The following is a 16,724-nucleotide window of genomic DNA, read 5'->3' on the forward strand; positions in this document are numbered from 1 at the left end:
GGGACCGTCAGCTGCGGTAGACGACGACCTCGTCGCCCAGGCGCACCCGGTCGAAGAGGGCAGCGACGGCCGCGCGGTTCCGGACGTTGACGCAGCCGTGCGAGGCCCCGGCGTAGCCGTTCGCCGCGAAGTCCGGCGAGTAGTGCACGGCCTGCCCACCGGAGAAGAACACGGCGAAGGGCATCGGCGACCCGTACAGCGACGACACGTGGTCGCGGCTCTTGCGGTAGACCTCGAAGGAGCCCTCCCGCGTGGGCGTGGACGGCCCGCCGAACCGCGCGGCGACGGTGACCTTCACGACCCCGTCGACCACCCAGCGCAGGCTCCGCGTCGTCTTGTCGACGCAGAGCACCCGGCCGGCCGTGCAGCGGTCGTCGAGGTTCTCCGCGGACGGGCGCACCCGACCGTTGGCGAGCTCCGCCTTCGTGGGCGCCGACGTCATCTGCTTGAGCAGCCGCCACGTCCGGCGGTCGACGACCCCGGTGACGGCCACGCCGCGCTTGGCCTGGAAACCACGGACCGCCGCGCGCGTCCGATCGCCGAAGTAGCCGGTCACGTCGCCGGCGAACCAGCCGATCTGGCGCAGGCGCGCCTGGATCACCCGGACCCTGCGGCTCTGGTCGCCGTGCTCCGCGACGACGTCCGTGGCCGCCCTCGTCGCCACCGCGGACGCGGCGGACGCCTCGGGCGGCGGGCTCCCGCCCGTCGCGGCCGGGGCCGGTCCGGCGCCCAGGACGCCGAGCACACCGAGGACACCGGCGGCACACGTCGATGCCACGAACCGACTCACCCACTGCATGAGGTCTCCCTCCACGTTCCACGAGGTGGGACGCCACTGCGGCATCCACGTCTACGAGACGCTCGAGGAGCCCCGGAGGTTGCGCCCGGTCCCGCCTGCGCCGAGACGTCGGTGTGACCGCTCACCCACCCGAGGGGTGGCCGAGGCCGTCCGCGCAGTGGCGCACCGCAGCGCTGCCCGCGGGAGCCGACGCAGCGAGCACGTGCGCGAGGTGGTGCCAATCGTCGACGACGTGCTGCGCCGCCAACCCTCGTCGTCCCTGCGTCGCGACCTCCCGGGCGAGCAGCTCGGACAGGATGGAGTGGTCGCCGCAGAGCAGCGCGGCTGCCGCGTGTCGCATCACCGACTGCAGGTCGCGCACCGACTGCTCGGGCTGGACGGCGGGCAGCGACCGGGCCGCCGCGTCGGCGGCGCGGTGACGCCTCAGAGCCGCCTCGGCGAGCTCTCGGGGCGCCCGGCCGAGCAGGGCCACCTCCGGGTCGGGGACACCGGCGTCCCGGAACGTCCCGCGCCCCGCGAGCTCCGCCACCGCCTGGGCCAGGTCCCGGGGGTCGTCGACCTTCGCGTCGGCACCGAGGGCGACGGCGCGTGCGTCGGTCGGCCCCCAGGCGGCGCCGCCGGCGACGACCGGGACACCCGCACGGTGCGCGGCGTCGATGCTGAGCGCGGCTCCGACGAGGTTGGCGGGCAGGGTGGTCGACAGTGCGAGTGCCGCGGGCCGCTCGGAGGCGAGGTAGCGGTACAGGTACGAGACGGGGACGCTCGGGCCGAGCATGCGCACGCGCAGTCCGCTCGCGCGGGCCACCTCGGCGGCGAGCCGCGCGGGCATGGTGTGCCACTCGTCCTCGGTGCACGCGAAGACCACCCAGGGACCGCCCGTGTCGCTCCGCATGCTGGTGGCGACGACCAGGAGCGCCTGCTCGGCCGCCGCGGTGGCGGCACGCTCCTCGGCGATCGTCAGGTGGCCGAGCTCCCAGCGCCGGCCCACCTCGCGCTGCGCGCGACCGATGAGGTCCGTCAGCAGGCGGGCGGGTGGGACGCCCCGTGACAGGACCGTCTGCACCGCCCCGACGGCCGCGGCCGCGTCGGCGCGGAGGAGCGCGTCGAGGTAGGGAGCGAAGGCGGCCTCAGGCACCGCAGGACTCCTCCGGGCCCGACCGCGCAGGCTCCGCGGGCGCCGGCTCGACGCGTCCCTTGCCCTGCCGCTTGGCTCGGTAGAGGGCCCGGTCGGCCGCCACGACGGCCTCTGCCCCGCCGGCCTCGTCCACCTCGGCGACACCGATCGACACCGCGGTGCCGTTCTCCCGGCGGCCCCAGCTCTGCCGGAGCTCCTCCATCCGCTGGACGGCGACGGCCAACGGTGTGGACGGGAGCAGGATCAGGAACTCGTCACCGCCGTAGCGTCCGACGAAGTCGGCGTCCCGTGTCCCTGTCGTCAGCGCCTCGCCGAACTCGCGCAAGGCACGGTCGCCGGCCGGGTGGCCGGCGCGGTCGTTCAACGACTTGAGGTCGTCGAGGTCGAGCAGGCAGACGGCGTCGCCCGGCCGGGCGAGGCCGAGGGCGGGGCCGATCTCGGTACGACTGGCGACCCTCGTCAGCGGGTCGATGCTGGCTCGTCGAGCCTCGAGGAGGAGGACGTCGCTCCTCCTGGCCGACCAGCCGGCGTCCTCGAGCAGGAGCGCCACGTGTCCCTGCAGCCGCCGCCGGTCCGACCGGGACGACCGGGGCACGACGACGAGCGGTTCGCCGATGCCCAGCGAGACGTCGGCCAGGATCGCGTCGGGGTGCGCGTCGCCCGCGGGCACGAGCCGGCCACCGAGCCGGGTGACCGCCGCCTGGAGGATCCGCGCGGCCTCGACACGGCTCGGGGCGCGCAGGAGCGCCCGCAGGGCGAAGATCACCACGTCCTCGTCCGTGTCGACCTCACCTGCGAATCGGCCGTTCACGGCCGCTGCTTGATCCACCACACCCTCGCTCTCCCCCGAAATACCTCTATCGGCACGGCGGCGACCCGAACTTGAGGGGTGCCGCGGCGGGGCCGGGCAACGTCTCGCTCCCGGCTGATGACCTCTGGCCCTCGGAGCGCCGCGGCTGGTCCACTGGTCGCATGCAGATCGAGCGGATCGTCCCCGACCTGACCGTGACCGACCTCGCCGCGGCGGTCCGTCAGCACACCGCCGTCCTGGGGCTCGAGGTGGTGATGGACCACGGCTGGATCGTCACCCTCAGCGACGAGGCCGGCCACCAGCTGAGCCTGATGACCCAGGACGCGACGGCCCCGGTCAATCCGGACGTGTCGGTGTTCGTCGACGACGTGCAGGCGGCGCACGATGCCGCGCACTCAGCCGGGGTCGAGATCGTGCACCCGCTCACCACCGAGGTGTGGGGCGTTCGGCGGTTCTTCTACCGCGACGCCGCGGGGCGCGTCGTCAACGTCGGGTCCCACGCCTGACGGGGCCCAGGCGTCAGACGTTGAAGCGGAACTCCACGACGTCGCCGTCGGACATGACGTAGTCCTTGCCCTCCATGCGGACCTTGCCGGCCTCCTTGGCCTTCTGCATGGAGCCCGCCTCCATCAGGTCGTCGAAGGAGACGATCTCGGCCTTGATGAAGCCGCGCTGGAAGTCGGTGTGGATGACGCCGGCCGCCTCGGGGGCGGTGGCGCCCTTCTTGATCGTCCAGGCCCGCGTCTCCTTGGGACCGGCGGTCAGGTAGGTCTGCAGGCCGAGCGTGTCGAAGCCGACCCGGGCGAGCACGTCGAGGCCGGGCTCCTCGACGCCCATCTCGGCGAGCATGGCGCGGGCCTCGTCATCGTCGCCGAGCTCGACGAGCTCGGACTCGAACTTCGCGTCGAGGAAGATCGCCTCGGCCGGCGCGACCAGGGCCCGCATCCGGTCCTTGAGCTCCTCGTCGGCCAGCTCCTCGGCGTCGCAGTTGAAGACGTAGATGAACGGCTTGGCCGTCAGCAGCGACAGCTCCCGGATCAGCTCGCGGTCCACCGAGGTCGCGATGATCGGCGTACCTGCCTCCAGGTGGCCGAGCGCCTCCTTGGCCGCGGCGAGGTTGGCGGCGAGCTCCTTCTTGCCGCGCGCCTCCTTCTCCAGCCGCGGGATCGCCTTCTCCACCGTCTGCAGGTCGGCGAGGATCAGCTCGGTCTGGATGGTGGAGATGTCGTTGCCGGGGTTGACCTCGCCGTCCACGTGCGTGACGTCCTCGTCGCGGAAGACGCGGGTCACCTGGCAGATCGCGGCCGACTCGCGGATGTGGGAGAGGAACTTGTTGCCCAGCCCCTCACCCTCCGAGGCGCCGCGGACGATGCCCGCGATGTCGACGAACTCCACCGTCGCCGGCAGCACCTTCGCGCTCCCGAACACCTCGGCCAGCCGCGGCAGCCGGTCGTCGGGGACGCCGACGACGCCGACGTTCGGCTCGATGGTGGCGAACGGGTAGTTCGCCGCGAGGACGTCGTTCTTGGTCAGCGCGTTGAAGAGCGTCGACTTGCCCGCGTTCGGGAGGCCGACGATGCCGATGGTGAGAGCCACGGGCGGCGAGTCTACGGAGGTGGAGCGGGGGTGGCAGCATCGCGGCGTGGACGTCGAACGGATCCGGTCAGCCTTCCCCGCGCTCGAGCTCGGCGAGGTCCGCCTCGACGGGCCGGGCGGCTCACAGGTGCCGCGCCCGGTCGCCGAGGCGGTCGCCGCCACGATGACGGCCGGGCTGGCCAACCGCGGAGCGCTCACCCCCGGCGAGGGGCGCACCGAGCAGGTCGTGGCTGCGGCCCGGTCGGCGGCCGGCGACCTGCTGGGCTCCGACCCGCGGGGCGTGGTGTTCGGCCGCTCGATGACCCAGCTGACCTTCGACCTGGCGCGCACGCTCTCCCGCAGCTGGGGCCCCGGCGACGAGGTCGTCGTGACCCGCCTCGACCACGACGCCAACATCCGGCCGTGGGTCCTCGCCGCCGAGCGCGCCAGCGCGACGGTCCGCTGGCTCGGCTTCGACCCGGTGACCGCCGAGCTCGGCGACGTCGCTCCCCTGCTGACCGAGCGCACCCGCCTGGTCGCGGTCACGGCCGCGTCCAACCTCTTCGGCACCCGCCCCGACGTACGGCGGGTGGCCGACGCCGCCCACGAGGTCGGCGCGGTGGTCCACGTCGACGCGGTGCACCTGGCGCCGCACGCCCTCGTCGACCGGGCGGAGCTGGGTGCCGACGTGGTGGCGTGCTCGCCGTACAAGTTCTTCGGCCCCCACCTGGGCGTGCAGGCGGCCGACCCGGACTTCCTCGAGGGCCTGCGTCCCGACAAGCTGGTGCCCTCCACCGACGCCGTGCCCGAGCGGTTCGAGCTCGGCACGCTCCCCTACGAGCTGCTCGCCGGCACGACCGCCGCGATCGACTTCCTCGCCGCCCTCGAGCCGGGCGAGGGCGATCGCCGTGCCCGGCTCGGTGCGTCCATGGCCGGGCTCGAGGCCCACGAGGCGTCGCTGGTGGACCGCCTGCTCGACGGCCTCGCCGGGATCGACGGCGTCACCGTGCACGGGCGCCCGGTCCGGCGGACCCCGACGGTGCTCCTCACCGTGGCCGGCCACGCGCCGGCCGACGTGAGCCGCCACCTCGCCGGCGCGGGGGTGCATGCGCCCGCGGGCCACTTCTACGCGATCGAGGCCTCCCGGCACGCCGGCCTCGGCGAGACCGGCGGCGTCCGCGCCGGGCTCGCGGCGTACACCACCGAGGACGACGTCGACCGCCTGCTCGCCGCCGTCGCCTCGCTGACGTCCTCCTGACCGGCGCACCTAGGCTGGGGGCGTGCGCCTCGCGACCTGGAACGTCAACTCGCTCCGCTCCCGCATCGGTCGCGTCGAGGCCTTCCTCGAGCGCCACGACGTCGACGTGCTCGCGCTGCAGGAGACCAAGGCCCGCGAGGACCAGCTGCCGCTGATGGGGCTGCAGTCGATGGGTTACGAGGTCGCCCACGCCGGCACGAACCAGTGGAACGGCGTCGCCGTCGTCAGCCGGGTCGGGCTCGAGGACGTCGAGGTCGGCTTCCCCGACATGCCCGGGTGGGGCGACCCGGCGGCTGCCCCACCCGTGATGGAGTCCCGGGCGATCGGGGCGACCTGCGGCGGGGTGCGGGTGTGGTCGCTCTACGTGCCCAACGGGCGGAAGGTCGACGACCCGCACTACGTCTACAAGCTCGACTGGCTCGCCCGGCTGCGGGCGGCGGCGGGCGCGTGGTGCGACGTACCGACCGCGCTGGTCGGCGACTGGAACATCGCGCCGACCGACGAGGACGTCTTCGACATCGCCCAGTTCGCGAAGTCCACCCACGTCACGCCGCCGGAGCGTGCCGCCTTCCAGGGCTTCCTCGACGACGGGTACGTCGACGTCGTGCGGCCGCACGTGCCGGGTGCCGACGGCTACACCTACTGGGACTACTACCGCCAGCGGTTCGAGCGGAACCGCGGCATGCGGATCGACTTCGTGCTCGGCTCGCCGCCCCTCGCTGCCCGGGTCACCTCCGCCTTCGTCGACCGCGACGAGCGGGCCGGCCAGGGCGCCTCGGACCACGCGCCCGTCGTGGTCGACCTGGCTTGAACGGCCGCGGGTCAGCGCGACAGCGGGGACGCCTTGCGGACCGCGCGCTTCGAGCTCTTCACGCCCGACTTGGCGGCCCCGGTGATCCCCTGGCTCAGCAGCGTCAGCCCGGCCCCGACGAGCCACACGTCCTTGGCCACGGCCGTGCCCTCCTGGCTGGGCCGGATGCCGTCGTCCTGGGTCATGGAGGGGGTCTTGAGGTACATGCCCATCAGGCCCGCTCCGAAGCCGGTGAGCGCCGCACCGGCGACCGTCGCCGACACCTTGGGGGTCAGCAGCGCGGCGCCGACGGCGATCTCGCTGTAAGCCAGCAGCTTGGCGAACGTCGCCGGCTCCATGTCCTTGAAGGCGGCCGGGTACGTGCCGGCCGCGGCTCCGTGGAGGAACTGCGCGGTCCCCTCGTCGGCGCCGAGCTTGCTGACGCCGGAGTTGAGGATGAAGGCTCCGGTGGCGACGCGGAGCGGGACGTGGGTCAGGTTCATGGTCACTCCTCGGTCGGGGCAGGTCCTCGGTCAGGTACCCCGCTCCTCCGGTTGCAGCGGCCTGTCGCGACGGCTGGTCAGAGGAGGTCGAAAGCATCTCCGCCGCACGCGCCGCCCCCCGCCGTCGACCGGCGAGGGGACCGCGGACGACTCCGGCTCGACAAGGAGCGCGTCGGCCAGCAGGTGCGGGTCGCAGGCCTTGGCGTACAAGAGGCGGCGGCCGCCGGCCCCGTAGCGCTCGAGCCGGTGCCGCACCTGGACGTCGTGCTCACGGTCTCGGCCTCGATGTGCCGGTTTCACCACGCCACGCGAGAGGCCGCATCCGTGCTCTTCCTGTGCCCGAGTGCGGTCGAGTACCCCTGCGTCACGTCACACCCAGCTCGACATCGGCTGCCGGCAGAAGCTGCGTCAGGTGCTCAGGAGCGCCCGGGCCGGCAGGCGGTGTGCCAGGTCAGCCGGGGTGGTCCTGCCGCTCGTCGACGAGCCGGTCCTTGCTCCGGACGAGCCTGAGCAGCGTGATCAGGCCGAGCCCGCCCACCATGTTGCCGACCAGGGCGAGGGCGAGGAACCGGCCCCACTCGTCATAGCCGAAGGGCGCGTCCCCGGTGTGCAGCGCGCCGAAGATCAGCAGCGAGTCGAGGATCGAGTGGAACATCTCGGTCCCCGCGAGGAGGAAGCCTGCGGCGACCGCCGCGACGATCTTGGCCATCATGTCGTCGGTCCCGTGCTGCATCCGGGTCAGCAGGGTGATGACGGCCCCGGCCAGCACGGCGAGGGAGAGGGTGTCGAGGCCGACCGGTGCCGTGGCGAAGTGGGCGGCGGACTCCACCAGCTGCCCGTGCAGGCCGGGGTAGCCCCACACCACCAGCCACATGACCAGCCACCCGCCGGCGAGGTTCGCCAGCAGGGTGCCGGACCAGAGCTTCAACAGGTGACGCAGCTTCGCGCGCTTGGCGGCGACGGTCACGACCGGGACGAGGAAGCCCTCGGTGAACAGCTCCGAGCGCCCGAGGAGGAGGGCGATGAAGCCGATCGAGAAGGCCAGCCCACCCAGCAGCTGGCTGCCCGTCTCGTCCACGACGACCAGCATCGCCAGCACCCCGACCGCGACCTCGGTGCCGCCCACGAACCCCGTGACCAGGACCTCGCGCCAGGGCCTGCTCAGCCGCTGCGTGCCTTCCTCCACCTGGCGGGTGAACGACCGGTCGAGTGCGTCCTCCAGCGGCCCGTCGGTCTCCCCGATGGCGCGACGGTCATCGCTCGCCTGGTCGACGTCGTTGTCCATGCGTAGCACCTCTCGCGGGTCGGCTGGGCTCACGAACAGGTGCCCCCTTCGAGGCCGCCGCAACGGCGACCGGACGGGTCCAGGAACGGCTCGGCGTCGCCACCGGGCGCGTCTGACCGCGGACCGTCGGTGGTCACCGCCACGCTGGTGGTCATGGAGACCTCGACCCTCGTGACCGTGCTGGTGGTGCTCGTCGTCGGCCTCGCCCTGGGCGCCGCCGCGGGCGCCGCGATGGGCGTCCTGTGGGCACGGTCGCGGCCGGCGGTCGTCGAGGGGGCCTTGGAGTCCGCCGAGGTGATGCAGGGGCTCGACCGGCTCAGCGACCAGCTGCGCCACCTCGACCTGCAGCGCGAGGGCTGGACCGGTCGGCTGCACCAGCAGGTCGACGACCTGCGCCGCGAGACGCAGTCGCTGGCGACCGCGCTGCGCAAGCCGCAGGTGCGCGGCCGCTGGGGCGAGCTGCACCTGCGGCGGGCCGTGGAGCTCGCCGGCCTGGTCGACCGGTGCGACTTCGCCGAGCAGGTGCGTCTGGACGACGGGGCCCTCCGGCCCGACCTCGTCGTCAACCTGGTCGGGGGGCGCCAGGTGGTCGTGGACGCGAAGGTGCCGCTCGACGCCTACCTCGACGCGACGTCCTGCGAGGACGGCGCCGAGCGCCAGCACCACCTGGTGCGGCACGCCCGCCAGCTGCGGTCCCACGTCGACCAGCTCGGCTCGAAGTCCTACTGGCGCTCCCTGCCGGAGTCGCCGGAGTTCGTCGTCCTCTTCGTGCCCGCCGAGTCGTTCCTCGCCGCCGCGCTGGAGACCGACGCCGGCCTGCTCGAGCACGCCGCCACCCGCCAGGTCGTCCTGGCGTCCCCGACCACGCTCATCGCGCTGCTGCGCACGGTGGCCCACGGATGGACCCACGAGGCCCTGGCCGACCAGGCGCGCGAGATCCATCGGTTGGGCCGCGACCTGCACGGGCGGCTCGGCACCCTCGGCGGCCACCTCGACTCGGTGGGCCGTTCGCTGAACGCCGCCGTCGGCCACTACAACTCCGCCGTCGGGTCGCTGGAGTCCCGGGTGCTGGTGGCCGCGCGTCGGTTCCAGGACCTTGCCGTGACCGACGAGGAGCTGCCCAGCCCACGAGCGGTCGAGCTGCGAGCGGTGGACCGGCGTGCCGCCCCGGAGGACGCCGACCGCGGCCCTACGGTGGCATGAGGGCGTCGACCGCGCGAGGAGGTGTCGTGGAGCGACCACGGACGCTGTGGGAAGCCGGGCGCGAGCCCGCCTTCCAGGTCGTCGCTCTCGGCATGGCCGTCGCGCTCAGCGCCGTCGTCGTCGACGTCTGGCTCTTCGACGACGTGGGGCTCCTCTTCGACCTCTGCTTCGTGGCCCTCTGCGTGACGCTCGCGCTGCGGGTGCGGCCGCGTGACTTCTTCGCCGTGGGCGTGCTGCCGCCCCTGCTGATGGTCGTCGTCTTCACGATGCTCGGCAGCACCCACCCCGCCACGATCGCGCGCCCGGAGGACGGTGCGGTCCAGGCGGTCGTCTCAGGGCTGTCGGGCCACAGCGTCGCCCTGGTCGTGGGCTACCTGCTCTGCCTGACCTGCCTCTTCGTGCGCCAGCGAGCCGTGCTGGCCGGGCCCGGAGCGGACCCTGGGGAGCCCCGCAGCGACGCGCCGGTCTACCGCACGGACTAGAGCTCGAACCGGTCCGGATCGCCCGCGCCGCGGCGTACCACCTCGGGGACGCCCTCGGACCAGTCGACGACGGTGGTGGGCTCGGCAGGGGTCTCGCCGCACTCGACGACGACGTCGACCTCGTGGTCGAGCTCCTCCTTGATCTCCCAGCCCATGGTCCGGGCCTCGGTCTCGCCCGGCAGGATCAGCGTGCTGCTCAGCAGCGGCTCGCCGACCTGCTCGAGCAGCGCCTGGACGAAGACGTGGTCGGGGATGCGGACGCCGACGGTCTTCTTCTTCGGGTGCAGCAGGCGGCGGGGCACCTCCGGCATGGCCGGGAGGATGAACGTGTACGGCCCCGGCGTCGCCGACCGGATCGCCCGGAACGCCGAGTTGTCGACGTGCACCAGCTGGCCGAGCTGGGAGAAGTCCCGGCAGACCAGCGTGAAGTGGTGCCGGTCGTCGAGCCCCCGGATGCGCAGGATCCGGTCGCGTCCGTCGCGGTTGCCGACCCGGCAGCCCAGCGCGTAGCCGGAGTCGGTGGGGTAGGCGATCAGCGCGTCGTCGTTCAGGGCGTCGACGACCTGCTGCAGCATCCGCGGCTGCGGGTTGTCGGGGTGGACGTCGACGAAACGGGCCACGGCGCTGCTCAGACCGATCCGGCGGAGGGTGCCCGACCCGAGGCCGCGGCGGCCTTCAGGTCGCGCCGCAGCTCCTTGGGAAGCGCGAAGATCAGGCTCTCCTCGGCGGAGTGGACCGCCTTGGCGTCGGGGTAGCCGCGCTCGGCGAGGTAGGCCAGCACGCCCTGCACCAGCTCCTCGGGGACGCTCGCACCGGAGGTGACGCTCACGGTCCGGACGCCCTCGAGCCACGCCTCGTCGATCTCGGAGGCGTCGTCGACGCGGTAGGACGCCTTGGCGCCGGCCTCGAGGGCGACCTCGACCAGCCGCACCGAGTTCGAGGAGTTGCCGGAGCCGACGACGATCAGGAGGTCGGAGCCCTGGGCGATCTCCTTGACCGCGAGCTGGCGGTTCTGGGTGGCGTAGCAGATGTCGTCGCTCGGCGGGTCGAGCAGCTTGGGGAACCGCTCCCGGATCGCGGCGACGGTCTCGAGGGTCTCGTCGACGCTGAGCGTGGTCTGCGAGAGCCAGGCGACGCGCTCGGGGTCGCGCACGACGATGCCCGCGACGTCCTCGGGGCCCTGGACCAGCTGGATGTGCTCGGGCGCCTCGCCCGCAGTCCCCTCGACCTCCTCGTGGCCCTCGTGGCCGATCAGCAGGATGTCGTAGTCGTCGGCGGCGAACCGCTTCGCCTCGTGGTGCACCTTCGTGACCAGCGGGCAGGTGGCGTCGATCGTCTTCAGCTCCCGCTCGGCGGCCTGCCGGTGCACCTCGGGGCTGACGCCGTGGGCGGAGAAGACCACCGTCCGGCCCGGCGGCACCTCGTCGAGCTCCTCGACGAACACCGCGCCGCGGGACTCCAGGTCGGAGACCACGTGCTTGTTGTGGACGATTTGCTTGCGCACGTAGACCGGGGCGCCGTACAGGTCGAGGGCCTGCTCCACGGTGACGACCGCTCGGTCGACACCGGCGCAGTAGCCCCGGGGAGCCGCGAGGAGGACGGCCTTGTCGGCCTCCTCCGGCGACAGGACGGGGGGCATGCCCATGTCGGTGCTCATGCGCTCCAGTCTAGGTGTGTCGGGGGCATCCCCTAATCTCGCGGCCATGGCCCTGGAGACCTCCCCGGCGGCACCGGCGCCGGTGCGGCAGATCGCCAACGCGATCTCCGGCTGGGTCGACCGCTTGGGCGCGGTGTGGGTCGAGGGGCAGGTCGCCCAGGTCAACCGACGGCCCGGGATGGCGACGGTCTTCATGACGCTGCGGGACCCGGTGGCCGACATCTCCGTGACGGTGACCTGCGCGCGCACGCTCTTCGACTCCCTCGCCACCCCGCTGGTGGAGGGCGCGTCGATCATCGTCCACGCCAAGCCGTCCTACTACGCCAACCGCGGCACCCTCTCGCTGCAGGCGCGCGAGATCCGGATGGTCGGGCTCGGCGAGCTGCTGGCGCGGCTCGAGCGGCGGCGGCAGCTGCTGGCCGCCGAGGGCCTCTTCGCGCTGGAGCTCAAGCGGCGCCTGCCGTTCCTCCCCACCTGCGTCGGCCTGGTCACCGCGCCCGGCAGCGCCGCGGAGCGCGACGTGCTGGAGAACGCGCGCCGGCGCTGGCCGGCCGTCCGGTTCGAGGTGGCGTACGCCGCGATGCAGGGCCCGCGCTCGTGCGCGGAGGTGATGGAGGCGCTCGACCGGCTCGACCGTGACCCCGACGTCGACGTGGTCGTCATCGCCCGCGGCGGCGGCTCGGTCGAGGACCTGCTCCCCTTCTCCGACGAGGCGCTCGTCCGGGCCGTCGCGCGCGCCCGCACGCCGGTCGTCTCCGCGATCGGCCACGAGCCCGACCAGCCCCTGCTCGACCTGGTCGCCGACGTCCGGGCCTCCACCCCGACCGACGCCGCGAAGATCGTGGTGCCCGACGTGGCCGAGGAGCTGCGCCGGGTCGAGACCGCGCGCGACCGGCTCCGCGACGTGCTGGCCGGCTGGCTGGCCCGGGAGCAGGCCGGCCTCGACGCGCTCCGGTCGCGGCCCGCGCTGGCGGACCCGCGCTCCCTGGTCGACGCGCGGACCGAGGAGGTGCTCGCGCTGCGGGCCCGCGCCCGCCGTACCCTCGGGCACTGCCTGGACCGGGCCGCCGACGAGATCGGCCACCAGCGCGCGCGGGCCCGGGCGCTGTCGCCGCTGGCGACGCTCGAGCGCGGGTACGCCGTGCTCCAGGACGCCGACGGCCACGTGGTCACCTCCGTCACGGGCGTCGCGTCGGGGGCCGCGGTCAGCGTGCGGGTCGCCGACGGCCGGCTGCACGCCACCACCACGTCGGTCGAGGCCGACCCCCTCCCGAGGAGCGAAGGAAGCGATGACTGAGACCGAGGACCCGGGACAGGAGCTGTCCTACGAGGCGGCCCGCGAGGAGCTGGTCGAGGTCGTGCGGCGCCTGGAGGCCGGCGGCACGACCCTGGAGGAGTCGCTCGCCCTGTGGGAGCGCGGCGAGCACCTCGCCGCGGCCTGCCAACGGTGGCTCGACGGCGCACGGGAGCGGCTCGACAAGGTGCTCGAGGAGGACTGACCCCGCGGCGTCGGTCAGAGGGCGTCGACGGCGAGCAGCCCGAGGACGGTCTGCAGGTCACGCTCGGACGCGGAGCCGTAGACCAGCAGGGTGTCCTCGCCGAGCTCGGCGGCGTACGCCCGGTCGCCGCCGTCGTCGGAGTAGGCCTGCCACTCCTCGACCAGCCCGTCGACGGAGACCGGGCCCAGCTCGTCGGTGTCGCTGTCGACGTGCTCCTCCAGCAGGTCCTCGACGCTGTCGTCCTCCTGCCGCACTCCGATGAACCTGCCCTCGTCGGTGAGCAGCGCGAGGAACCACGGGGAGTCCTCACCACCGGTGGCGGAAACCGCCCCGCTGCGCGCGTTGGTGGCGATCCAGCCCGCGGGCAGCGCCGGCGGGTAGACGACGACGTCCCCGGCCGCCTGGGCCGCGCGCACGGCCTCCAGGTAGTCGACCGGCTCCGGCTGGACCTCGAGGTCGCGGCCGACGAACGAACGGACGACCACGAACGCGATGACCACGAGGACGACGACGATCATCGACCCGACGAGACCGTTCGTCGTGCGCTGGTAGCGGCCCGGCTTGCCCGTCTCACTCACCCGACGATCCTCTCAGCCGGCCGACGTACGCGCACCGCAGGATGCGGCACACCCGCGAACGGCCGCACCTGCGGCACCGAAGGCTCCCTTCTTACCGCACCTGCGGCAGAATGCGGCCATGACGACGTACCGGGTCGCCGAGGCGGCGGAGCTGCTGGGGGTCAGCGACGACACCCTCCGGCGCTGGGTGGACGCCGGTCGGTTGAGCGCGACCATCGAGGGCGGCCGGACCGTCGTCCCCGGCCGGGAGCTCGCGGCGCTCGCCGAGTCCCTCGCCGAGCACCCCGACCGGGAGCAGACCCGCGCGGCAGCGGTCAGCGCCCGCAACCGCCTCTCCGGCATCGTCACCCGCGTCGTGCGCGACACGGTGATGGCCCAGGTCGACATGGTCTGCGGCCCCTACCGGATGGTCTCCCTGATGAGCGCCGAGGCCGCCGACGAGCTGGGCCTCGAGCCCGGCGTGCGGGCGATCGCCTCGGTGAAGTCGACCAACGTCGTCGTGGAGCGCCCGTGAGGCGCGGCCTGGCGGCCGCGGCCCTGCTCATGGCCGCCACGACGGCGGGCTGCGCCGACGACGGCGGCGACAGCGAGGTGCTGCTCGTCTTCGCGGCGGCGTCGCTCGCGGCGCCGTTCGAGGAGCTCGCGACCGACTTCGAGGCCGCGCACCCGGGCGTGGACGTGCAGCTCAACCTCGCCGGCTCCTCCGACCTCGCCGCCCAGGTCCGGGACGGCGCGCCCGCCGACGTGCTCGCCACGGCCGACGAGATCACCATGGCGTCGGTGGTCGGTGCCGACCTGACCACGCCCCCACGGGCGTTCGCAACCAACATCCCCACCATCGCGGTGCCTGCCGGGAACCCCGCGGGCGTCCGGAGCATCGAGGACCTCGCCGCCCCCGGGATCGACGTCGTCGTCTGCGCGCCCGAGGTGCCGTGCGGCGCCGCAGCCGAGCGCGTCGCCGAGCTCGAGGGCGTGCCGCTGGACCCGGTCAGCGAGGAACGGTCCGTGACCGACGTGCTGGGCAAGGTCGGCTCCGGCCAGGCCGACGCCGGCCTGGTCTACGTCACCGACGTGCGGGCCGCGGGTGACGCCGTCGAGGAGGTCGCCCTCCCCCGGGCCGGGGAGGTGGTCACCTCCTACCCCATCGTCGCGCTCCGCGCCTCCGACCACCCGGAGCTGGCGCAGGAGTTCGTGGGGCTGGTGCTGGGGCAGGAGGGCCGGCAGGTCCTCGACGACGCCGGGTTCGGGCGGCCGTGAGCCGCCCCCCGGCGGTCGGGCTGCCGCGCTGGATGCTCCTGCCCGCGGCGGTCGGCGCCCTCTTCGTGCTGCTGCCGCTCGTCGGGATCGTCGCCCGGGTCCCCTGGACCGACTTCGGCGAGCTGGTCACCTCCGAGTCCTCCCGGGCCGCGCTGCTCCTGAGCCTGCGGACCTCCGCCGCGAGCACCCTGCTCTGCGTGCTGCTCGGTGTCCCGATGGCGCTCGTCCTGGCCCGGACCAGCTTCCCCGGCCAGGGCGTGCTGCGGTCCCTCGTGCTGCTGCCCCTGGTCCTGCCGCCGGTGGTGGGCGGGCTGGCGCTGCTCTACACCTTCGGCAAGCGGGGCCTGCTCGGCGAGACCCTGGAGGTCCTCGGCCTCGAGCTCGCCTTCTCCACCGCGGCGGTGGTCCTCGCCCAGACCTTCGTCGCGCTGCCGTTCCTGGTCGTCAGCCTCGAGGGAGCGCTGCGCACGGCCGGCGAGCGGTACGACGTCGTGGCCGCCACCCTCGGCGCCCGGCCCGGCACGGTCTTCCGCCGGGTGACCCTGCCGCTCGTCCTCCCCGGCCTGCTGTCGGGCTCCGTGCTCGCCTTCGCCCGCGCGCTCGGCGAGTTCGGCGCGACGGTCACCTTCGCCGGCAGCCTGCAGGGCGTCACGCGGACCATGCCGACCGAGATCTACCTGCTCCGCGAGACCGACGCGGACGGCGCCGTCGCGCTCTCGCTGGTGCTCGTCGTCGTCGCGGTCCTGGTGATCGGCCTCGCCCGCCAGGGACGCGGCGCCCCGTGATGCTGCAGCTGGAGGCCCGCGTCCCCGAGCGCGGTGTCGACGTGTCGCTCGAGGTGGCCGAGGGCGAGACCGTCGCGCTGCTCGGCCCGAACGGCGCCGGCAAGTCCACGGTGCTCGCCGTCGCCGCCGGGCTGCTGCGGCCCGCGGCCGGGCAGGTCGTGCTCGAGGGAGCGGAGCTCACCGGGACCCGGCAGGTGCCGCCGCACGCCCGGCGTACCGCTCTGCTGGCGCAGGACCCGCTGCTGTTCCCCCACCTGTCCGCGGTCGACAACGTCGCGTTCGGCCTGCGGTGCGCCCGCGTGCCCCGGCGCACGGCGCGGCAGCGGGCGCAGGGCTGGCTCGCGGAGGTCGGCGTCGCCGACCTCGCGGACCGTCGCCCCGCCGGGCTCAGCGGCGGGCAGGCCCAACGGGTGGCCGTCGCCCGAGCGCTCGCGGCGGAGCCCCGCCTGCTCCTCCTCGACGAGCCGATGGCCGCGCTCGACGTCGCCGTCGCACCCGCCCTGCGACAGGTCCTGCGACGGGTGCTCGAGGAGCGGACCGCGCTCGTGGTCACCCACGACGTCCTCGATGCGCTCCTGCTGGCCGACCGGGTCGTCGTGCTCGAGGACGGCAGGGTCGCCGAGCAGGGGCCGACCTCGGAGGTGCTGGCCCGACCCCGCAGTGCCTTCGCGGCGCGCGTGGCGGGCCTCAACCTGCTGCCCGGCCGGTGGACCGACGGGCCGGCCGCCGGCGTCCGCACCGACACGGGCGTCGTGGTCGCCGGCACCCCCAGCGGACCGGCCCTGCGCGACGGCGACCCGGCCGTCGCCGTCTTCCGCCCCCGGGCGGTCGCGGTCTACCGCGACACCCCCGGCGGCAGCCCCCGCAACGCCCTCCCGGTGGTGGTCACGGACCTGGAGCCGCACGGCGACCAGGTCCGGGTCCGGGCCGGCCACCTCGCGGCGGACGTCACCGCCCACGCCGCCGCCGAGCTCGACCTGGTCCCCGGCACGCCGGTGATCTTCACGATGAAGGCCACGGAGGTCTCCGTCTACGGCCGCTGACCGTGCGCGAGCGCCACCTCGACCGTGCGCGAGCGCCACCTCGACGGGGTGCCGGTCGGCTGGT

General features: G+C 74.0%; 20 protein-coding genes. 11 read left to right on the plus strand and 9 right to left on the minus strand.

Annotated features, from left to right (window positions below):
• Nucleotides 1-7: 7 nt before the first annotated feature.
• From ACSMHG_RS09650 to ACSMHG_RS09660, 3 genes are all read right to left on the minus strand, one after another.
• Entirely contained in the window at nt 8-799 is a 792-nt protein-coding gene (locus ACSMHG_RS09650; RefSeq protein WP_435744183.1) for a L,D-transpeptidase family protein, read from the minus strand.
• A gap of 121 nt (nt 800-920) precedes the next feature.
• A complete protein-coding gene (locus ACSMHG_RS09655; protein ID WP_435744186.1) occupies nt 921-1,934 on the minus strand; it encodes a cobalamin B12-binding domain-containing protein in 1,014 nt (337 codons plus the stop codon).
• Nucleotides 1,927-2,745, minus strand: coding sequence for a GGDEF domain-containing protein (locus tag ACSMHG_RS09660; protein ID WP_435744189.1), 819 nt, complete (start codon nt 2,743-2,745; stop codon nt 1,927-1,929). The genes ACSMHG_RS09655 and ACSMHG_RS09660 overlap by 8 nt, the downstream gene beginning before the upstream one ends.
• Before the next feature lie 161 nt (nt 2,746-2,906).
• Between ACSMHG_RS09660 and ACSMHG_RS09665 the strand changes: the two genes are divergently transcribed.
• On the plus strand, nt 2,907-3,251 hold the full coding sequence (locus ACSMHG_RS09665; protein WP_435744191.1) for a VOC family protein: 345 nt from the start codon (nt 2,907-2,909) through the stop codon (nt 3,249-3,251).
• 13 nt (nt 3,252-3,264) lie between these two features.
• Here ACSMHG_RS09665 and ychF read toward each other — a convergent pair whose 3' ends face one another.
• Complete coding sequence (ychF, locus tag ACSMHG_RS09670) at nt 3,265-4,341, minus strand: redox-regulated ATPase YchF (RefSeq protein WP_435744194.1); 1,077 nt, start codon at nt 4,339-4,341, stop codon at nt 3,265-3,267.
• A gap of 46 nt (nt 4,342-4,387) precedes the next feature.
• On the opposite strand from ychF, the gene ACSMHG_RS09675 reads away from it, so the two are divergent.
• Nucleotides 4,388-5,578: a cysteine desulfurase-like protein gene (locus ACSMHG_RS09675; protein ID WP_435744196.1), complete on the plus strand. Its 1,191-nt coding sequence runs from the start codon at nt 4,388-4,390 to the stop codon at nt 5,576-5,578.
• 22 nt (nt 5,579-5,600) lie between these two features.
• Nucleotides 5,601-6,389 (plus strand): exodeoxyribonuclease III, encoded by a 789-nt coding sequence (locus ACSMHG_RS09680; RefSeq protein ID WP_435744198.1) that lies wholly within the window; start codon nt 5,601-5,603, stop codon nt 6,387-6,389.
• 11 nt (nt 6,390-6,400) lie between these two features.
• On the opposite strand, the gene ACSMHG_RS09685 is transcribed toward ACSMHG_RS09680, so the two are convergent.
• Entirely contained in the window at nt 6,401-6,871 is a 471-nt protein-coding gene (locus ACSMHG_RS09685) for a hypothetical protein (protein WP_435744200.1), read from the minus strand.
• Nucleotides 6,872-7,322: 451 nt separating this feature from the next.
• Complete coding sequence (locus tag ACSMHG_RS09690; protein ID WP_435744202.1) at nt 7,323-8,156, minus strand: formate/nitrite transporter family protein; 834 nt, start codon at nt 8,154-8,156, stop codon at nt 7,323-7,325.
• A gap of 153 nt (nt 8,157-8,309) precedes the next feature.
• Here ACSMHG_RS09690 and ACSMHG_RS09695 point away from each other — a divergent pair, with 153 nt between their 5' ends.
• A complete protein-coding gene (locus ACSMHG_RS09695; RefSeq protein WP_435744204.1) occupies nt 8,310-9,359 on the plus strand; it encodes a DNA recombination protein RmuC in 1,050 nt (349 codons plus the stop codon).
• Between the two features lie 26 nt (nt 9,360-9,385).
• A complete protein-coding gene (locus tag ACSMHG_RS09700; protein ID WP_435744206.1) occupies nt 9,386-9,841 on the plus strand; it encodes a DUF6542 domain-containing protein in 456 nt (151 codons plus the stop codon).
• Here ACSMHG_RS09700 and ACSMHG_RS09705 read toward each other — a convergent pair.
• Nucleotides 9,838-10,461: an L-threonylcarbamoyladenylate synthase gene (locus ACSMHG_RS09705; protein WP_435744209.1), complete on the minus strand. Its 624-nt coding sequence runs from the start codon at nt 10,459-10,461 to the stop codon at nt 9,838-9,840. The genes ACSMHG_RS09700 and ACSMHG_RS09705 overlap by 4 nt on opposite strands.
• An 8-nt stretch (nt 10,462-10,469) precedes the next feature.
• Nucleotides 10,470-11,498, minus strand: coding sequence for a 4-hydroxy-3-methylbut-2-enyl diphosphate reductase (locus tag ACSMHG_RS09710; RefSeq protein WP_435744211.1), 1,029 nt, complete (start codon nt 11,496-11,498; stop codon nt 10,470-10,472).
• A gap of 46 nt (nt 11,499-11,544) precedes the next feature.
• Here ACSMHG_RS09710 and xseA point away from each other — a divergent pair, with 46 nt between their 5' ends.
• Together xseA and ACSMHG_RS09720 are read left to right on the plus strand one after the other, a co-directional pair.
• Nucleotides 11,545-12,795: an exodeoxyribonuclease VII large subunit gene (gene xseA / locus ACSMHG_RS09715; protein ID WP_435744213.1), complete on the plus strand. Its 1,251-nt coding sequence runs from the start codon at nt 11,545-11,547 to the stop codon at nt 12,793-12,795.
• On the plus strand, nt 12,788-12,997 hold the full coding sequence (locus ACSMHG_RS09720) for an exodeoxyribonuclease VII small subunit (RefSeq protein WP_435744215.1): 210 nt from the start codon (nt 12,788-12,790) through the stop codon (nt 12,995-12,997). The genes xseA and ACSMHG_RS09720 overlap by 8 nt, the downstream gene beginning before the upstream one ends.
• Before the next feature lie 14 nt (nt 12,998-13,011).
• Here ACSMHG_RS09720 and ACSMHG_RS09725 read toward each other — a convergent pair whose 3' ends face one another.
• On the minus strand, nt 13,012-13,575 hold the full coding sequence (locus ACSMHG_RS09725) for a DUF4245 family protein (RefSeq protein WP_435744217.1): 564 nt from the start codon (nt 13,573-13,575) through the stop codon (nt 13,012-13,014).
• 118 nt (nt 13,576-13,693) lie between these two features.
• Between ACSMHG_RS09725 and ACSMHG_RS09730 the strand changes: the two genes are divergently transcribed.
• The 4 genes from ACSMHG_RS09730 to ACSMHG_RS09745 are packed head-to-tail and all read left to right on the plus strand — an operon-like array spanning nt 13,694 to nt 16,660.
• A complete protein-coding gene (locus ACSMHG_RS09730) occupies nt 13,694-14,089 on the plus strand; it encodes a TOBE domain-containing protein (protein ID WP_435744219.1) in 396 nt (131 codons plus the stop codon).
• Entirely contained in the window at nt 14,086-14,832 is a 747-nt protein-coding gene (gene modA / locus ACSMHG_RS09735) for a molybdate ABC transporter substrate-binding protein (RefSeq protein ID WP_435744221.1), read from the plus strand. Before ACSMHG_RS09730 ends, modA begins: the two co-directional genes overlap by 4 nt.
• Nucleotides 14,829-15,617, plus strand: coding sequence for an ABC transporter permease (locus ACSMHG_RS09740; RefSeq protein ID WP_435744223.1), 789 nt, complete (start codon nt 14,829-14,831; stop codon nt 15,615-15,617). Before modA ends, ACSMHG_RS09740 begins: the two co-directional genes overlap by 4 nt.
• Nucleotides 15,617-16,660 (plus strand): sulfate/molybdate ABC transporter ATP-binding protein, encoded by a 1,044-nt coding sequence (locus ACSMHG_RS09745; RefSeq protein ID WP_435744372.1) that lies wholly within the window; start codon nt 15,617-15,619, stop codon nt 16,658-16,660. Before ACSMHG_RS09740 ends, ACSMHG_RS09745 begins: the two co-directional genes overlap by 1 nt.
• Nucleotides 16,661-16,724: the final 64 nt, after the last annotated feature.

The sequence above is a fragment of the Nocardioides ureilyticus genome, from assembly GCF_051280745.1.
Lineage (GTDB): Bacteria > Actinomycetota > Actinomycetes > Propionibacteriales > Nocardioidaceae > Nocardioides.

Bases quoted from the DNA above. Each gene is read 5' to 3' on its own strand.
- ACSMHG_RS09650 (WP_435744183.1), bottom strand. From the start codon at position 799: ATGCAGTGGGTGAGTCGGTTCGTGGCATCGACGTGTGCCGCCGGTGTC.
- ACSMHG_RS09665 (WP_435744191.1), top strand. From the start codon at position 2,907: ATGCAGATCGAGCGGATCGTCCCCGACCTGACCGTGACCGACCTCGCC.
- ACSMHG_RS09685 (WP_435744200.1), bottom strand. From the start codon at position 6,871: ATGAACCTGACCCACGTCCCGCTCCGCGTCGCCACCGGAGCCTTCATC.
- ACSMHG_RS09690 (WP_435744202.1), bottom strand. From the start codon at position 8,156: ATGGACAACGACGTCGACCAGGCGAGCGATGACCGTCGCGCCATCGGG.
- ACSMHG_RS09695 (WP_435744204.1), top strand. From the start codon at position 8,310: ATGGAGACCTCGACCCTCGTGACCGTGCTGGTGGTGCTCGTCGTCGGC.
- ACSMHG_RS09710 (WP_435744211.1), bottom strand. From the start codon at position 11,498: ATGAGCACCGACATGGGCATGCCCCCCGTCCTGTCGCCGGAGGAGGCC.
- xseA (WP_435744213.1), top strand. From the start codon at position 11,545: ATGGCCCTGGAGACCTCCCCGGCGGCACCGGCGCCGGTGCGGCAGATC.
- ACSMHG_RS09720 (WP_435744215.1), top strand. From the start codon at position 12,788: ATGACTGAGACCGAGGACCCGGGACAGGAGCTGTCCTACGAGGCGGCC.
- ACSMHG_RS09730 (WP_435744219.1), top strand. From the start codon at position 13,694: ATGACGACGTACCGGGTCGCCGAGGCGGCGGAGCTGCTGGGGGTCAGC.
- ACSMHG_RS09745 (WP_435744372.1), top strand. From the start codon at position 15,617: ATGCTGCAGCTGGAGGCCCGCGTCCCCGAGCGCGGTGTCGACGTGTCG.